This is a genomic window from Kribbella sp. CA-294648, from assembly GCF_050943845.1.
Taxonomy (GTDB): domain Bacteria; phylum Actinomycetota; class Actinomycetes; order Propionibacteriales; family Kribbellaceae; genus Kribbella.
This window is the reverse complement of sequence record NZ_CP191981.1, coordinates 7,764,080-7,779,466: the sequence shown is the minus strand read 5'-3', so window position 1 is coordinate 7,779,466 and position 15,387 is coordinate 7,764,080. Positions and strand designations below refer to the sequence as shown.

Annotated in this window: 15 protein-coding genes and 1 pseudogene; 12 read left to right on the top strand and 4 right to left on the bottom strand. The window is 68.9% G+C overall.

All coding sequences use genetic code 11. The features are described from left to right. Positions 1 to 81 precede the first annotated feature (81 nt). A complete protein-coding gene (locus ACQPYM_RS37145) occupies positions 82 to 1,032 on the top strand; it encodes a complex I subunit 1/NuoH family protein (RefSeq protein WP_433010387.1) in 951 nt (316 codons plus the stop codon). A gap of 14 nt (positions 1,033 to 1,046) precedes the next feature. On the opposite strand, the gene ACQPYM_RS37140 is transcribed toward ACQPYM_RS37145, so the two are convergent. The 4 genes from ACQPYM_RS37140 to ACQPYM_RS37125 are packed head-to-tail and all read right to left on the bottom strand — an operon-like array spanning position 1,047 to position 4,532. Further along, complete coding sequence (locus ACQPYM_RS37140; protein WP_433010384.1) at positions 1,047 to 2,282, bottom strand: ABC transporter permease; 1,236 nt, start codon at positions 2,280 to 2,282, stop codon at positions 1,047 to 1,049. Continuing rightward, on the bottom strand, positions 2,282 to 2,944 hold the full coding sequence (locus ACQPYM_RS37135) for an ABC transporter ATP-binding protein (protein WP_433010381.1): 663 nt from the start codon (positions 2,942 to 2,944) through the stop codon (positions 2,282 to 2,284). The genes ACQPYM_RS37140 and ACQPYM_RS37135 overlap by 1 nt, the downstream gene beginning before the upstream one ends. Further along, the gene (locus ACQPYM_RS37130; RefSeq protein ID WP_433010379.1) at positions 2,941 to 3,999 is read right to left on the bottom strand and encodes an efflux RND transporter periplasmic adaptor subunit; all 1,059 of its coding nucleotides are present in this window, start codon (positions 3,997 to 3,999) and stop codon (positions 2,941 to 2,943) included. The genes ACQPYM_RS37135 and ACQPYM_RS37130 overlap by 4 nt, the downstream gene beginning before the upstream one ends. Continuing rightward, on the bottom strand, positions 3,999 to 4,532 hold the full coding sequence (locus ACQPYM_RS37125; protein WP_433010376.1) for a hypothetical protein: 534 nt from the start codon (positions 4,530 to 4,532) through the stop codon (positions 3,999 to 4,001). The genes ACQPYM_RS37130 and ACQPYM_RS37125 overlap by 1 nt, the downstream gene beginning before the upstream one ends. Positions 4,533 to 4,672: 140 nt before the next feature. On the opposite strand from ACQPYM_RS37125, the gene ACQPYM_RS37120 reads away from it, so the two are divergent. The 11 genes and pseudogenes from ACQPYM_RS37120 (at position 4,673) to ACQPYM_RS37070 (ending at position 15,386) form a co-directional block, all read left to right on the top strand. Continuing rightward, positions 4,673 to 5,329 (top strand): response regulator transcription factor, encoded by a 657-nt coding sequence (locus ACQPYM_RS37120; RefSeq protein ID WP_433010374.1) that lies wholly within the window; start codon positions 4,673 to 4,675, stop codon positions 5,327 to 5,329. Beyond that, positions 5,326 to 6,690, top strand: coding sequence for a sensor histidine kinase (locus ACQPYM_RS37115; protein ID WP_433010371.1), 1,365 nt, complete (start codon positions 5,326 to 5,328; stop codon positions 6,688 to 6,690). The genes ACQPYM_RS37120 and ACQPYM_RS37115 overlap by 4 nt, the downstream gene beginning before the upstream one ends. Positions 6,691 to 6,720: 30 nt before the next feature. After that, a complete protein-coding gene (locus tag ACQPYM_RS37110) occupies positions 6,721 to 7,065 on the top strand; it encodes a YciI family protein (protein ID WP_433010368.1) in 345 nt (114 codons plus the stop codon). Next, positions 7,062 to 8,342: an RNA polymerase sigma factor gene (locus ACQPYM_RS37105; RefSeq protein ID WP_433010366.1), complete on the top strand. Its 1,281-nt coding sequence runs from the start codon at positions 7,062 to 7,064 to the stop codon at positions 8,340 to 8,342. Before ACQPYM_RS37110 ends, ACQPYM_RS37105 begins: the two co-directional genes overlap by 4 nt. A gap of 64 nt (positions 8,343 to 8,406) precedes the next feature. Next, the gene (locus ACQPYM_RS37100; RefSeq protein ID WP_433010363.1) at positions 8,407 to 9,168 is read left to right on the top strand and encodes a methylenetetrahydrofolate reductase; all 762 of its coding nucleotides are present in this window, start codon (positions 8,407 to 8,409) and stop codon (positions 9,166 to 9,168) included. Positions 9,169 to 9,376: 208 nt separating this feature from the next. Next, a pseudogene (locus ACQPYM_RS37095) lies at positions 9,377 to 9,592 on the top strand (4Fe-4S binding protein); the annotation flags it as partial. A 185-nt stretch (positions 9,593 to 9,777) separates the two neighbouring features. Further along, a complete protein-coding gene (locus tag ACQPYM_RS37090; protein WP_433010360.1) occupies positions 9,778 to 10,281 on the top strand; it encodes an NADH-quinone oxidoreductase subunit J family protein in 504 nt (167 codons plus the stop codon). Continuing rightward, positions 10,281 to 10,628 (top strand): NADH-quinone oxidoreductase subunit NuoK, encoded by a 348-nt coding sequence (gene nuoK, locus ACQPYM_RS37085; protein WP_433010357.1) that lies wholly within the window; start codon positions 10,281 to 10,283, stop codon positions 10,626 to 10,628. The genes ACQPYM_RS37090 and nuoK overlap by 1 nt, the downstream gene beginning before the upstream one ends. Next, positions 10,625 to 12,391, top strand: a complete 1,767-nt coding sequence (locus ACQPYM_RS37080) for an NADH-quinone oxidoreductase subunit 5 family protein (RefSeq protein ID WP_433010354.1) — start codon at positions 10,625 to 10,627, stop codon at positions 12,389 to 12,391. The genes nuoK and ACQPYM_RS37080 overlap by 4 nt, the downstream gene beginning before the upstream one ends. Then, positions 12,388 to 13,935, top strand: coding sequence for a complex I subunit 4 family protein (locus tag ACQPYM_RS37075; RefSeq protein ID WP_433010351.1), 1,548 nt, complete (start codon positions 12,388 to 12,390; stop codon positions 13,933 to 13,935). The genes ACQPYM_RS37080 and ACQPYM_RS37075 overlap by 4 nt, the downstream gene beginning before the upstream one ends. Then, positions 13,932 to 15,386, top strand: a complete 1,455-nt coding sequence (locus tag ACQPYM_RS37070) for an NADH-quinone oxidoreductase subunit N (RefSeq protein ID WP_433010348.1) — start codon at positions 13,932 to 13,934, stop codon at positions 15,384 to 15,386. Before ACQPYM_RS37075 ends, ACQPYM_RS37070 begins: the two co-directional genes overlap by 4 nt. Position 15,387 lies beyond the last annotated feature (1 nt).

Genomic DNA, 15,387 nt, shown 5'->3' with positions numbered 1-15,387 from the left:
AACTCCTTCAATCGGTGGTTGTCCACATCCTTCGACCTCAACATTGGTTCAGGTCAAGCCGGACTCGGTAGGGTGGCGGTCATGCTCGAGTTCGTGGTGCGGGTCGTCGGGGTGCTGGTCGCGTTCCTCGTCGCGCCCTTGCTGGTCGGTCAGGCCGAGCACAAGGTGATGGCGCACATGCAGTCGCGGCTCGGGCCGATGTACGCCGGCGCGTTCCACGGCTGGGCGCAACTCGTCGCCGACGGCGTGAAGTTCCTGCAGAAGGAGAGCGTCACCCCGGCCGCCGCGGACAAGCGCGTCTTCGAGTGGGCCCCGATCGTCGCGATCCTGCCGTACATGGCGGCGATGGCCGCGATCCCGCTCGCCCCCGGCATCGTCGGCGCCGACCTGGATGCGGGACTCTTCTACGTCCTCGCCGTCATGAGCATCGGCGTACTGGGCTCGCTGATGGCCGGCTGGGCGAGCGGCAACAAGTACAGCCTGCTCGGTGGTCTGCGGGTCGCGGCCCAGTTGATGAGCTACGAGCTGCCGTTCGTCCTGTCCGCGGCCAGCGTCGCGGTCGCGGCCGGCACGTTGAGCCTGACCGGCATCGTCGGCGTCTGGAACCCGTGGTGGTTGCTGTGGCAGCTGCCTGGCATGGTGGTGTTCTTCATCGCCGGGCTGGCCGAGTTGCAGCGTCCGCCGTTCGACATGCCGGTGGCCGACTCCGAGGTGATCTTCGGGCCCTACACGGAGTACACCGGTCTGCGGTTCGCGATGTTCCTGCTCGCGGAGTACGCCGGGATCGTCGTGCTGGCCGGCCTCACCACGGTCCTGTACCTCGGTGGCTGGAGCGGGCCGGGTCCGGACAGCATCGGCTGGATCTGGACGATCCTGAAGGTGGCGGCCGTCTCGGTGCTGGTCATCTGGATCCGGGTGGCGTTCCCGCGGCTGCGCGCCGACCAGTTGCAGAAGCTCGCCTGGCAGGGCCTCGTGCCGGTGGCGCTGCTCCAGCTCGCGCTCACCGGCATCGGGGTCGTCATCTTCTACTAGTACTACGGCTGGTATTACGGCGTGGCCAGCGCCTCGGTCGGTGACAGCTTCGACGCGCGGATCGCCGGATAGAGCCCCGCGAGCCCGCCGATCACGAACGTCGCCGCCACCCCACCGGTCAGCGCCCACAACGGGATGACCGTCATCCAGCCCTGGTACGACGAATAGCCCGCGGTGACCGCGCTGCCCAGCATCGCCCCACCGATACCGCCCAGAGCCGACAACAGCAACGACTCGGTCAGGAACTGCGTCCGCACCTGACCCCTGGTCGCGCCGAGCGACCTGCGCAACCCGATCTCGGCCCGGCGCTCCAGCACCGAGATCACCATGATGTTGGCAACGCCCACTCCGCCGACCAGCAACGCGACCGCACCCAGGCCGAGCAGCAACCCCGTGAACGCGTCGCCTGCTGCCTGCTTCGCCGCGAGTGCATCGGACGGACGCGAGACGTCGACCTCGTTCGGCGCCTCGGGATTGGCGGTGGCACCCAGTACGTCGCGAACCGCCGCAACCTGCGTGTCGGGGGAGCGCGTGTAGATCCTCGTGGCATGCCCGTCGAAGCCCAGCGTCGAACTCGCCGCCGGCCAGCCGATCAGCGCGGCACTGTCCAGTTCGGGGGCCAGCGCGGCGGGCTCGAGGATGCCCACGACGGTGAACCACTCGTCGCCGATCAGCACCTTGGTATCGGTTCCCGACCTGCTGATGCCGAGCCGTTCGGCCGCCGCCGAGCCCAGCACGGTCGCCGGGTACGACCCGGTCGCCGCGTCGAGCCAGCGACCGCTGCGGACCGTTGCCCCGATCGTGGCCAGCAGGTCGGTACGAGCGGCGAACGCGGCGATGCCGTTGGTCTGGATCGCCGGGATCCGGTCGCTGCGATAGACCGACGCGCCGTCCACCCGCCCGATCGCGGACAGTGCCTCGACCGGCCCGATCCGCCGGACCATCGCCTCCGCGGTCAACGGCAACTCCGCCTGCTCACCGGTCAACCGGGTGCCCGGGGCAACGGTCAGCAGGTTGGTGCCCAAGGCATCGAGTGTCCCGTTGAGCTCGGCCCGCGACGACGCCGAGATGCCCACCACGGACACCATCGCCGCGATGCCGATCGCGATGCCCAACGCCGAGAGGAACGCCCGCAAGGGCCGGGTCCGCAGCCCGACAGCTCCGACCCGGACCACATCTCCGAAGCCCATCCGGGCCGGCCGCAACTCCGGCGCTCGGCCGGCTGCATGCGCTGAGACCTGAGTTGTCATCAGTGCACCTCCGTGGTGATCCGGCCGTCGCGCATCAGCACCTGTCGCGGAAGGGAGGCGGCGATGTCGCGGTCGTGCGTGATGACGACGACCGTCGTCCCGGCGCCGTTCAGGTCGCGGAGCAACTGCATGACCCCTGCCCCGGACGCCGAGTCGAGCGCACCGGTCGGCTCATCGGCCAGCAGTACGGCGGGCTCCCCGGCGACCGCTCGGGCGACCGCGACCCGCTGGCGTTCACCACCGGACAGTTCGTGCGGCTCATGGTCCAGACGGTGAGCCAGGCCGACCCTTTCAAGCGCTGCTGCCGCGCGTTTGCGCCGCTGGGAACGCGACAGCCCGGAGTACAGGAGTCCGTCCGCGACGTTGTCGACGGCCCGTACGCCGGAGGCGAGGTGGAACTGCTGGAAGACGAAGCCGATCCGGCCGGCCCGCAACGCGGACAGGCCCGCGTCGGAGAGCCGCGCCACGTCGTACCGGTCGATCCGGACCCGGCCGGTGGTCGGGCGGTCGAGGGTGCCGAGGATGTTCAGCATGGTCGACTTGCCGGAGCCGGACGGGCCGACGATCGCGACGAGTTCGCCTGGCTCGATCCGCAGCGACACCCCGGCCAGCGCGGCGACCCCACCGGAGTACACCTTCGTCACGTCGGTCAGCTCGATCACTTGGGCACCCCCACGGCCAGGCCTTCGGTGATGCCCTTGCCGCTGATCTCGACCCGGCCGGCCGCGAACAAGCCGGTCTTCACCGGCAGGTACCGCGTCGTACCGTCACCGCCGGCCACCTCGACGCCGAAGCCACCCTCCTGCAGGGCGAGCAGCGCGGCGACCGGAACGGTCAGCACGTTCTTCCGCTCCGCGGCCGTGAAGGTCACGTCGACCGAAGCGAGCGAGTACGCCGCCACCGCCTTCTGGTTGCTCAAGGCAATGATCACCTCGACCTTGGTCTCCGGCTCCTGATCCTGGCCGGCGGCCGGCACGATCAGGGTCGAAACCTCGGAGATCTTGCCCGCGACCGTCTTGTCGTCCGGCAGCGTGACGGCCACCGCCGCGCCCTTCTTGGCCAGCCGCTGGTCCGACGCCTCCAGCTCGACCGTCACGGCCTTCGTCGTGCCGGTGTAGCTGAACAACTTCTGGCCGGGGGTGACCTGATCGGAGGTCTGCGCCTGCAGGTTGTCCACCCGGACCGCTGCGGAGGCGAACACGACCTGCCCGAGCTCGACCACGCCGGTCTCCTCCAGGCCGCGGTCCTCCTGCCACTCCTCAACCGCCTCGGCAGTAGCTGACGTGTACTCGTCGTCGACCGTGAAGCCGTCATAGCCCAGGGCCTTGAGGTTCTGCTCGAGCTGCAGCACGTCCTGCCCTTCACTGTCCTCCGCAAGCCGCCGGTACGCCGGTAGCGCGCCGTACAGCAAGGTGGTCGGCAGGTTGTTCACCTGGTAGAGGGTCTGGCCGCGACTGAGCTGCTGCCCGCTCTCGGGGAGCCAGGTGAGGGTCCCGGCCCCTCTGCTGGCTGCTGTGGTGCTGGTGCCGTAGGCGAGCTCGCCGTCGGCAGATTCGGTGTCCTGGAGCGTCTGGCGAGTCACCTTGGCGGTGTTGACCAGTGCAGCCGGTGCCTCGCTCGCTGCCTGGCTGCTGTCGCCTCTGGTCAGCAGTGTGGCGGTGAGCCCACCTCCGGCGGCCAGTACGGCGACCGCCGTCAGCAGGGCTCTACGGGCCATCACTTACCTGCCAAGATGCTCTGGCAGGCCTGCTGGGCCTTCGCCATGTCCGGGTCCTCCCCGACCGACTTGTCGATCATGATGCCGCGCTGGCCGGGCTTCGGGTCCGGGAACTTCTCCACTCCGTTCTCCCGCATACAGGCGGCGTACTTGCGGCCGTTCTCCTCCTGCTGCGGGTTGGTCCCCTCGCCCTGCGGGCTGAACTCCTTGCAGGCCTCCATGGCCTTGTCCATCTGCTCCCTGGTCACACCGCTGCTCGGGTCGAGCTTGATCATCGGGCCCTTGCCCGGCTCGGGATCGGGCACGTTGACGCCGTTCTCCCGCAGGCACTGGGCGAACTTCATCGACTTCTCGTCCCGGCTGAGACCGGAGGTGTCACCACCGGTGCCCCCGGTGCTGGTGCTGGCTGAAGGCTGGTCGCCGCCGGATGCGACCTGGTTGTCGGTCGCGTTGTCGCCGGAACCGCAACCGGTGAGGGCCAGAGTCAGCGTCAGGGCCAGAGCGGCCACCGCGCCGAGGGAATGCTTGCGCATCACGTTCTTCTCCTTGGGATGGGATTGGTGGCTCAAGACAAGTCGGTGGCCCGTTTCCCCACCGTTTCCTGCCGGAGATAACGCCGGGGAAACGCGGCGTCGGCGATCATGGAGGCACCGACGGGGAAAGGAAGCGGTTGATGCGGGTGTTGGTGGCCGAGGACGAACCGTTGCTCGCGGCAGCGATCGCGGAGTGGTTGCGGGACGAGACCCACGCCGTCGACGTGGCCGAGAACGGTGCGGCCGCGCTGGAGCGACTCGCGGTCAACCAGTACGACGTACTGGTGCTGGACCGCGATCTGCCCGTCGTCCACGGTGACGACGTGTGTCGTCAGTTGGTCGACTCGGCGTCGGCGACGCGCGTCCTGATGCTGACGGCTGCCGCGTCGATCACCGATCGGGTGGACGGGTTGGGGCTGGGTGCCGACGACTACCTGACCAAGCCGTTCGCGTTTCCCGAGCTGGCGGCACGGGTGCTGGCCCTGGGCCGCCGCAGCCGCCCGGCCGATCCACCCGTACTCCGGCGGAGCGGGCTGACGCTGGACCCGTCGCGCCACGAGGTGTTCCGCGACGGTCGCTATGTGCCGCTGGCGAAGAAGGAGTTCGCAGTACTGGCTGAGTTGTTGCGGGCCGATGGGGCCACCGTGTCGGCCGAGCAGTTGCTGGAGAAGGCGTGGGACGAACACGTCGACCCCTTCACCGGCGCGGTCCGGCTCACCATCCTCAAGCTGCGCCGCAAACTCGGCGAGCCCGCGATCGTCGAAACCGTCACCGGAGTCGGGTACCGAATCCCATGAAGCTGACCCTGCGCGCCCGTCTCACCCTGATCTACGGCGGCCTGTTCCTGCTGGCCGGCGTACTGCTGCTGGGTGTCACCTACGCCCTCTTCAGCCAGCAACTCTCCGGCCGCAAGGTCGTCATCCAGGGCAACTTCCACACCACGTCGTCGCCCACGCCCGCCGGAACTGGCGCACCCGCAACCTCGGGAGCCGCCGCCACCTCGGGCCGCACCGCCGCCCCGACACCCACCACCGCCCCGACATCCGGCCCGGGCGGCACCCCAAGCGCCCCCGGCACCACCGCGCCGCCATCGTCGATTCCCATGCCGTCTCAGGGGCAGTTCCCGCAACGGGGGTTATACCTGATGAACAAGGATGGTTTGGTGCTGGCAGGCTCGGACGCCGAGCAGGCGATGCGGCAGCAGAGCGCAGAGGTGAAGGCAGCCGCCACCAAGACGTTGCTGAGCCAAGGCTCGATCGCGCTGGTGTTGGTCGGAGGATTGGCGGCAGGGTTCGGCTGGCTGGTGGCCGGGCGGGTGCTGGCGCCTCTGCACCGGGTCACCGACACAGCGAAGCGGATCGCGGCTGCGCCCGCCGCGGGGCGCGGGCTGCACGAGCGGATCGCGCTGAACGGCCCGGACGACGAGGTGAAGAAGCTGGCCGACGCCTTCGACACGATGGTCGAGCGGCTCGACCACTCCTTCGACGGGCAGCGCCGGTTCGTGGCGAACGCCTCGCACGAACTGCGCACCCCGCTCACCCTCGGCCGCGCCCTGGTCGAGGTCGCCATGCACCGCAAGACCGCCTCCGACGACGTCAAGCAACTCGGCGAGACCCTGCTGGAGATCAACACCCGCCACGAACACCTCATCGCGGGTCTGCTCCTGCTCGCAGACTCGGAGAAACAACTCACGGCCACCTATCCGGTGAATCTGGCCGACGTGATCACCCACGTCACCGCCCAGCTCACGGCCGAGGCGAACACCGCGGGCGTCACCCTCACCGCAGCTCCCGGCGACGCGCCGACCAGCGGTGATGCGCTGCTGCTCGAGCGGCTCGTCCACAACCTGGTGGAGAACGGGATCCGCCACAACGTTTCGGAAGGCGGCTGGGTGCGCGTCACGAGTCGTACGACGGGCGACCAGGTCGAGGTCGAGGTGACCAACAGCGGGCCGCACGTTCCGCCGTACGAGGTGGAGGGGTTGTTCAAGCCGTTCCACCGGCTCGCCGACAACCGGCTGGTCGGGGCGAAGGGGGCGGGTCTGGGGCTGTCGATCGTGCAGTCGGTGGCGGAGGCGCACGGCGGGTCGATCAGCGCCAAACCCCGCGACGAGGGCGGGCTGGCGATTACGGTGTGGCTGCCTGTCGATCCGGGCTGAGCCCGTTCGTATAGGGGTAAAGGAGGCACCATGAAGCAGTACTTGCTCAGCATCTACCAGCCCGACGGACCGGCGCCCGGGCCTGAGATCCTCGACCCGATCATGAAGAACCTCGCGGACTTGAACGACGAGCTCCGCGCGGCCGGAGCCTGGGTCTTCAGCGCCGGCCTGCACCCGCCGGAGTCGGCGACCGTACTGCGGGCCGACGGCGACGAACTGCTGATGACGGACGGCCCGTTCACCGAGGGCAAGGAACACCTCGGCGGGTTCACCGTCATCCAGGCCGGCGACCTCGACGAGGCACTCGGCTGGGCCCGCAAGCTTGCCCGCATCCTGCAACCACTGTCCATCGAGGTCAGACCTTTCGCCGAATGACCGAGCAGCCCGGAACCACGCCAGCTGTCGGCGACGCGCCAGCCGGCGACTCCTCCGCGGGGGCCGGCCGGGTTTCGGCTGCCGAGGTGGCGGCTGTGTTCCGGGCTGAGCACGGGCGGGCGGTCGCAGTACTGGCTCGGGTGTTCGGTGATCTCGACATCGCCGAGGACGCCGTCCAGGAGGCGTTCACGGCCGCGGTCGAAAAGTGGCCGGCCGCCGGTCTTCCGCCCAGCCCGGCCGGCTGGATCATCACCACCGCGCGCAACCGCGCGATCGATCGGCTGCGGCGTGAGTCCTCTCGGGAGGACAAGCATGCGCAGGCGGCGTTGCTGCAGGCGCAGGACGAGCCAGTGGAGGAGGGGGTTGTGCGCGACGAACGGCTTCGGCTGATCTTCACCTGTTGTCACCCTGCGCTCGCGCTCAACGTCCGCGTCGCGCTCACACTTCGGTTGCTCGGCGGGCTCACCACGACCGAGATCGCCCGCGCCTTCCTGGTGCCCGAGCCGACGATGGCGCAGCGGATTGTCCGGGCGAAGGCGAAGATCCGCAGCGCGGGGATCCCGTACCGGGTTCCGTACGAGGCTGATCTCCCCGAGCGGGTTCGCGGCGTACTGGCCGTGGTCTACCTGATCTTCAACGAGGGGTACGCCGCGTCGTCGGGGGATGAGCTGATCCGCACCGAGCTCTGCCAGGAGGCGATCCGCCTCGGTCGGCTGCTGGTCGAGCTGATGCCGGACGAGCCCGAGGCGGTCGGCCTGCTCGCGCTGATGCTCCTGCAGGAGTCCCGCCGCCCCGCCCGGGTTGCCGCGGACGGTTCGCTCGTCCTGCTGGCCGATCAGGACCGCACCCTCTGGGATCGCGAGCTCATCGCCGAAGGCCAAGACCTCGTACGCCGCTGCCTCCGCCGCGACCAGCCCGGTCCGTACCAACTCCAGGCCGCGATGAACGCCGTCCACAGCGACGCGCCTACCGCCGAAGACACCGAGTGGCGCCAGATCGTCCAGCTCTACGACCACCTACTGGCGCTCGAACCAAGCCCGGTCGTAGCCCTCAACCGCGCAGTAGCCATCGCCGAGGTCGACGGCCCAGCCGCAGCCCTCGCTCTCGTCGACGATCTCGACCTCGGCAACTACTACCTCTTCCACGCCATCCGAGCCGAACTCCTCAAACGCCTGAACCGCCGACCCGAAGCCGCCGCAGCCTACAAATCAGCCCTCGCCCTCACCGAAAACACCCCAGAACGCCACTTCCTCCAACAAAACCTCAACGCTCTCTGACCGCCCAGATCAGTGGTTGATATTTGCCCATCGGTTGACGGTGGGGTGGATACAGTCCGGTGCTATGGGTGACGGGTTTGAGTTGGTGTGTGAGGTGGAGCCGCCGACGCGGCCGGATCTGAAGAAGGTTCGGCATCAGATCGGGGTGATGAGCCCGATCGCGGACGCGTTTCTGATTCCGGACAACCACATCGGGCGGGCGACTGTTTCGAGTGTTGCCGTGGCCAATGAGGTGCAGGCGATGGGGGCGCGGGGGATCGCTTGTCTCAACTCGCGGGATCGCAACCTGCTCGGATTCCGGCGCGACCTGCTGACGGCAGCGGCGTACGGGGTGGAGCAGTTCCTGTTCGTTCACGGTGACAACCCGACGGCGGGTGGGCGGACCAGTCAGCTGACCGTGCGGACGATGATCGAGGAGGCCCGCGAGACCAGCTTCCCCGGGATCGCGCCGTTCCAGGTCGGCGCGGCGACGCGGCTGCGCGCAGTACCGGGGTGGAAGGCCGAGGCCGACTTCCTCTACGTGCAGGTCAGCTACGACCTCGACGAGCTGCTCCGGTGGCGGGACAGCGTTGCGCTCGACATTCCCGTGTACGCCGGGGTGATGGTGCTCGCGAGTGCGAAGATGGCCGCCGATCTGGCCAAACTGCCGCAGCTGACCATCCCCGACGCGCTGGTGGCAGCGGTCGAGCGGGACCGCGACGCGGGGGTCGACGCGGCCTGCGAGCAGATCCTGAAGATCCGGGACAGCGGGGCGTTCCAAGGCGTGCATTTGATCCCGGTGGCCCGCTATCGGCAGGTCGCGGCGCGCCTGGAACGCGAACTCTGACACCTCCTGGCACCGTGACGCCGCGAAACCGACTAATGTCAGCGTGCAGGACCGACTGACCGGAGGAGGGGGCGTGGCTGTACCAGGGAAGGGTCTGATCGATGGCCTGAAGGTCACCGCCAAGACGCTGGGCCGCCGTGCCGTCACCGAGCAGTACCCCGACGTCCAGCCGGAGCTGGCGCCCCGGACCCGCGGCGTGATCGCGCTGATGGAGGAGAACTGCACCTCCTGCATGCTCTGCGCGCGGGAGTGCCCGAGCTGGTGCATCTACATCGACTCGCACACCGAGACCGCGCCGTCGGTCGGTGAGCAGGCGCGGGAACGCAGCCGGAACGTGCTGGACCGGTTCGCGATCGACTTCAGCCTGTGCATGTACTGCGGGATCTGCATCGAGGCCTGCCCGTTCGACGCGCTGTTCTGGTCGCCGGAGTTCGAGTACGCCGAGACCGACCTGCGCAACCTGACCCACGAGAAGGACCGGCTGCGGGACTGGATGTGGACAGTCCCCGCGCCCCAGCCGATCGACCCCGGCCCCTCGGTCATCGAGCCGGCCCCAGAGCCGGCGCCGCAACCGCAGTCGGCGCCGAAGCCGGCGGCGGAGGACGAGGCGTGACCACTGCGCTCTTCTCCATCGCGGGGGCGGTGGCGCTGCTGGCGGCGGTCGTGGTCGTCACGTCCCGGCGGATCGTGCACGCCGCGCTCTGGCTGGTCGTCGCGCTCGGCGCCATCGCCGGCTGCTTCGGCGCCCTGCACGCCGAGTTCGTCGCCCTGGTCCAGATCCTCGTGTACGTCGGCGCGATCGTCGTCCTCGTCCTGTTCGCCCTGATGCTGACCAAGGCCCCGACCAACCCGCTGCCCGCGCTGACCACCCGCCGCAGCCCCTTCGCCGCCGTGGTCTCCCTCGTCTTCGCTCTGATCCTCGGCATCGGCATAGTGCTTGCCTTCGGCAACGAGAAGATCAAGCCCGTCCCGGACGGCTCGGCCGAAGCCGTCGGTACGGCGGTGTTCCGCACCTGGGTCCTGCCCTTCGAGGTCCTGTCGGTGTTGTTGCTCGCAGCCCTGATCGGCGCGATCGTCCTGTCCCAGCGCACCGGGAAGAAGGCCGACGACTGATGCCGCTGATCGTCCCGCTGCTGCTGGCCGTCGCGCTGTTCTGCATCGGCGTGTACGGCGTACTGGCGCGCCGCAACGCGATCACGATGCTGATGTCCTTCGAGCTGATGCTCAACGCGGTCACCCTGAACCTGGTCGCCTTCGATGCCTGGCACGTCGACGGACTCGCCACCGGGCAGACCCTCGCGGTCTTCGTCATCACCATCGCCGCGGCCGAGATCGGCCTCGGCCTGGCGATCGTGCTGCTGCTGTTCCGCGGTCACGGCCACGTCGACGCCGACGCCGCCCGGGACCTCCTCGAACAAGACGCTGACCAGCCCGCCGTAGAGAAAGGCGCCGAGCGGTGATCGCCACCGCATGGCGCGTGATCGGCGTCGGCTTCTCCCTGCTCGTCGTCCTGGCCGCCGGCCTGCTGTACGGCGTGGACCCCCAGCAGACCACCTTCGGCGGCACCTTCGTCGGCAACGAGGTCTTCCTCAGCTACGGCGTCCGCACCGACGACCTGACCGTCTTCATGCTGGCGATCGTCGGCGTCGTCTCCGCCTGCGTGCAGCTCTACTCGATCGGCTACCTGCACGAACGTGTCGCGTCGTACACGGCCCTGGTCACCCTCTTCACGGCGTCGATGGTCACCGTGGTCGTCTCCGACAGCCTGTTCCTGCTGCTGATCGGCTGGGAACTGATGGGCGCCTGCTCGTACCTGCTGATCGGCCACTACTGGGAGCGCCGCGACGCCCGCTCCGGCGCGATGAAGGCGTTCCTGATGACCCGGCTCGGCGATGTCGGCTTCCTGTTCGGCATCTTCGTCCTCGGTCTCGGTTACGGCACCTTCACGATCTCGGAGCTGGGCACCCGACCGATCTCGCCCGGTCTGCTCACCACCGGAACGCTGCTGATCCTGGTCGGCATCGTCGGCAAGTCCGCGCAGGTGCCGTTGCAGACCTGGCTCCCGGACGCGATGCCCGGCCCGAGCCCGGTCAGCGCGCTGATCCACGCCGCCACGATGGTTGCCGCCGGCGTCTTCCTGATCGCCCGCCTGTACGACGTCTTCGCTGCCGCCGAGGCGACGTTGACCGTGCTGGCCGTGATCGCCTGCGTGACGATGCTCTTCGCCGCGTTCTGCGCGATGGCCGCGGTCGAGGTGAAGCGCGTCCTGGCCTGGTCGACCGTGAGCCAGCTGGCGATCATGTTCGCCGCGCTCTCGCTCGGCACCCACGACGGCCGCGACGCCGCGCTCTTCCACCTGCTCACCCACGCCGCGTTCAAGGGCCTCCTCTTCCTCTGCGCAGGTGTCCTCCTGCATCAGGTCGGCAGCGCCGCCTTCGTCGTACTGCGCCGCTACACGCGCAGAGGCGCGCTCCGCAAACGCATGCCGGTCACCTTCGTCACGATGACGGTCGGCCTGGCCGCGCTCGCCGGAGTACCGGGTTTCGCCGGCTTCTTCTCCAAGGACTCCGTCGTCGAGGCCGCCTGGCATCACGCCCGCGACGGCTCGGCGATCGGCTGGGTCGTGCTCGTCTCCGTCGGCCTGACGGCTGCCCTCACTGCCTTCTACTGCGTCCGACTCTGGTTGTGGGTCTTCTTCCGTACTCCGGCGCTGGCCGGCGCGCTCGGCGCGTTCGAGGACGACGACCCGATGGCGGACCTCGAGGAGCCGGACACCAGCAAGCTCCGGGACGGCTCCTGGCTGATGCTCGCACCGCTGATCATCCTGGCGCTCGGCGCTGTCGGGCTCGGGTACGCCGACGGTGCTCACCTGAGTTGGCCGATCGCGTTGGCGACGACCGTGCTCGCGGTGCTCGGCGCGCTCCCGGCGTACTCGCTGTGGCAACGGGGTGCTGATCCGCGACCGGTCTTCCTGGAACGAGAGTTCGGCGTGGATCGGGCGTACCAGGGACTGGCCGTAGTACCGGTGCAGTGGCTGGCCAAGTTGGCGGTCGGTGGCGATCGGGATGTGGTCGGGGCTTATGTGCGGGCGACCGGGCGGGCCGGCGTACTGGCATCGGCTGGGTTCCGGAAGTTGCAGACCGGCAATGTGCAGACTTATTTGACGGCCGCGGTGGTCGGAGCGGTCGCGCTCGCGATCGTGGCGGGGGTGATCGGCTCATGAGCACCTTGCTGATCGCGCTGCTCGCAGTACCGGCGCTGGCCGCGGCGATCCTTTGGGCGTTGCCCGCGAACACCGGCGATCGGGTGGCTGCGATTGTCGGGTCCGTCGTCTCCGGCATCGTCCTGATCGGCTCGGCCGTGCTCTGGTGGGACATGCTGCGGCCTCGCGGCAATCCGGTGCTCGGCCTGGCCGTGACAGCTGACTTGCCGCGGACGCTGCCAGGCAAGATCAACGCGTACGCCGAGACCGACGTCTCGTGGATTCCCCAGTTGGACGTGCGGTTCCATCTCGGCGTCGACACCATCTCGATGCCGCTGATCGTGCTGACCGCGCTGCTCGTCTTCCTCTGCTGCCTGTACTCCCTGCGCATCACCCCGCGCGCCGGCCGCACCCGCTCCCTGATCGCGTTGCTGCTGGTCATCGAGACCGGTGTCATCGGCACCTTCTCGGCGCTCGACCTGGTGCTGTTCTTCCTGTTCTTCGAGGTCGTGCTGATCCCGATGTGGCTGGTCATCGACATCTGGGGTGACGAGCACGACCGGGAGGGGCGGCGTCGCGCGGCGACCACGTTCGTGCTGATGACCGTGTTCGGGTCGGCGCTGATGCTGCTCGGCTTCCTGCTGGTGCATCGGCTGGCGGGCACCTTCGACCTCGAAGTACTGGGTCAGAATCCGATCGCCGGTGGGCACGGGATCGCGCTGATCGCGGCCGTGCTGATCGCGCTCGGGCTCGCGGTGAAGATGCCCCTGTGGCCGCTGCACATCTGGTTGCCCGACGCCCACGCCAAGGCGCCGACGGTCGGCTCGGTACTGCTCGCCGGGGTGCTGCTGAAGCTCGGCAGCTACGGCATGATCCGGATTCTGCTGCCGGTGCTGCCCGACGCGACCGCCACCATCGCGCCGTACCTGGCCGGCTTCTCGACCGTCGCCATCGTCGCGGGGTCGCTCGCCTGTCTGGCGCAGACGGACGTCAAGCGGCTGATCGCGTACTCGAGCGTCGGCCACATGGGCTTCATCGGGCTCGGCATCGCCACGATGTCGCCCGAGGGGCTGGCGGGCGCGATGTACGCGAACATTGCCCACGGCATCATCACCGGCCTGCTGTTCTTCCTGGCCGGGGCGATCAAGGACCGGCACGACACCAGCGACCTGCGCGCGATCGGCCGGGCCCTGTACGCGCGGTTGCCGCGGATCAGTGGGCTCCTCACCTTCGCCTGTCTCGCGTCGCTCGGGCTGCCGGGACTGGCCGGGTTCTGGGGCGAGATGCTGATCCTGCTCGGCGCCTATCACCCCGCAGACTCGTTGCCCCGCACAACCTTCCTGGTGCTGATGGTGATCGCCGGCCTGGGCGCGGTACTGACCGCGGCGTACTTCCTCAAGCTCATCCGGCAGCTCTGCCAGGGTGACCCGGCCGAGCATCCGGCCACTGCCTTCGCGGTGGACGTGAGCCGGATCGAGCTCATCACCTGGTCACCGCTGGTCGTGCTCACCGTCTTCCTGGGCGTCTGGCCACCGTTCCTGCTCGACTACTGGACGTTCCTATGACGATCACCTGGACCGACTGGCAGGCGACCGCCGTACCGCTGGTACTGGCGCTCGGCGCTGTCGCCGTACTGCTGATCGACGGCTTCTGGACCACCGGCACGAAGCAGGTCAAGCACACCGTGATCACGCTGATCACCGGTGGCGTGATCCTGTTCGGGCTCGCCTTCGTGGTGGTGCAGCGGGACGGGTTCAAGCCGGCGTTTTGCCGGTTCGCGGTCGAGGGTCCGGCGGAGTGCAGCCTGGTGCTCGAACCATTGACGATCGGGCTGTGGGCCGTGCTGCTCATCGGCGGGCTCGGGGTCGTCGGGCTTTCGGCGTACCGGCTGCTGTCCGCGGACATCCCGGTGGGGGAGTACCACTTCCTGCTGCTCAGCGCCTTGGTCGGAGCGACCGTGCTGGCCGGGGCGCGCGACCTGGCGACGGTGGTCATCGCCCTGGAAGTGGTCTCGCTGCCGAGCTTCGCGATGGTCGCGCTGCGGCGTGACCGGCGTGGCTCCGAGGCGGCCCTGAAAGCCTTCCTGGTGTCGGTGCTGTCGACATCCGTGATGCTCTTCGGCATCTCCTACCTGTACGGCGTGACAGGCTCGCTCTACCTGCAGACGATCGCGACCCGGCTGCCGGTCATCGACCCGGACCTGCGGCGGGTGGCCTTTGCCGCCGGGCTCTTCGTGATCGTCGGCTTCGCCTTCAAGATCGCGGCGGTCCCGTTCCACGGCTGGCTGCCGGACACGTACTCCGGTGCGCCGGTCGAGGTGACCGCCTTCCTGGCCGTCGTCTCCAAGTCGGCGGGTGTGGCCGGGCTGCTGGTCCTGGTGACCTTCGGCATCGCCCCGTCGGGGTCGGACCTGCAGATCGTCGTCGCGGTACTTGCAGCGGTGACGATGACAGTGGGGAACCTGGCCGCGCTGCGGCAACGCGAGGCCGTGCGACTGCTCGCCTGGTCGTCGATCGGCCAGGTCGGGTTCCTGCTGGCTCCCCTGGCAGTGGGGGACGCGCAGGCGGTCGTGGGCTACCTGGCGGCGTACGTGGTGGTGACGCTCGGCGCCTTCGGCGCGGTCGCGGTGGTCCAGCGTCACCGGCCGGGCGGGCTGTATCTGGAGGACTACCGCGGCATGGTCCGCTCGGAGCCCGGCCTTGGCGTGGCGCTCGTCTTCTTCCTGGTCGTGCTGGCCGGGCTGCCACCGGGGCTGGCCGGCCTGTTCACCAAGTTCGCCGCCTTCCAGGCCGTCATCGACGCCCACTACGGCTGGCTCGCCGTCGTGATGGCGGTGAACGTGATGATCGGCCTGGCGGTTTACCTGCGCTGGATCGCCGAACTCTTCCGGCTGCCCGCCGACGACCCGTTCTCAACCGATATCGAGTCCCCGGCGGTTGGCGTCATCTCCTTGTGCGCCGGTGCCGCGGTAGTCCTCTCGATCCTCCCCAGCACCCTCTTCGCGCTGGTTAACTGAG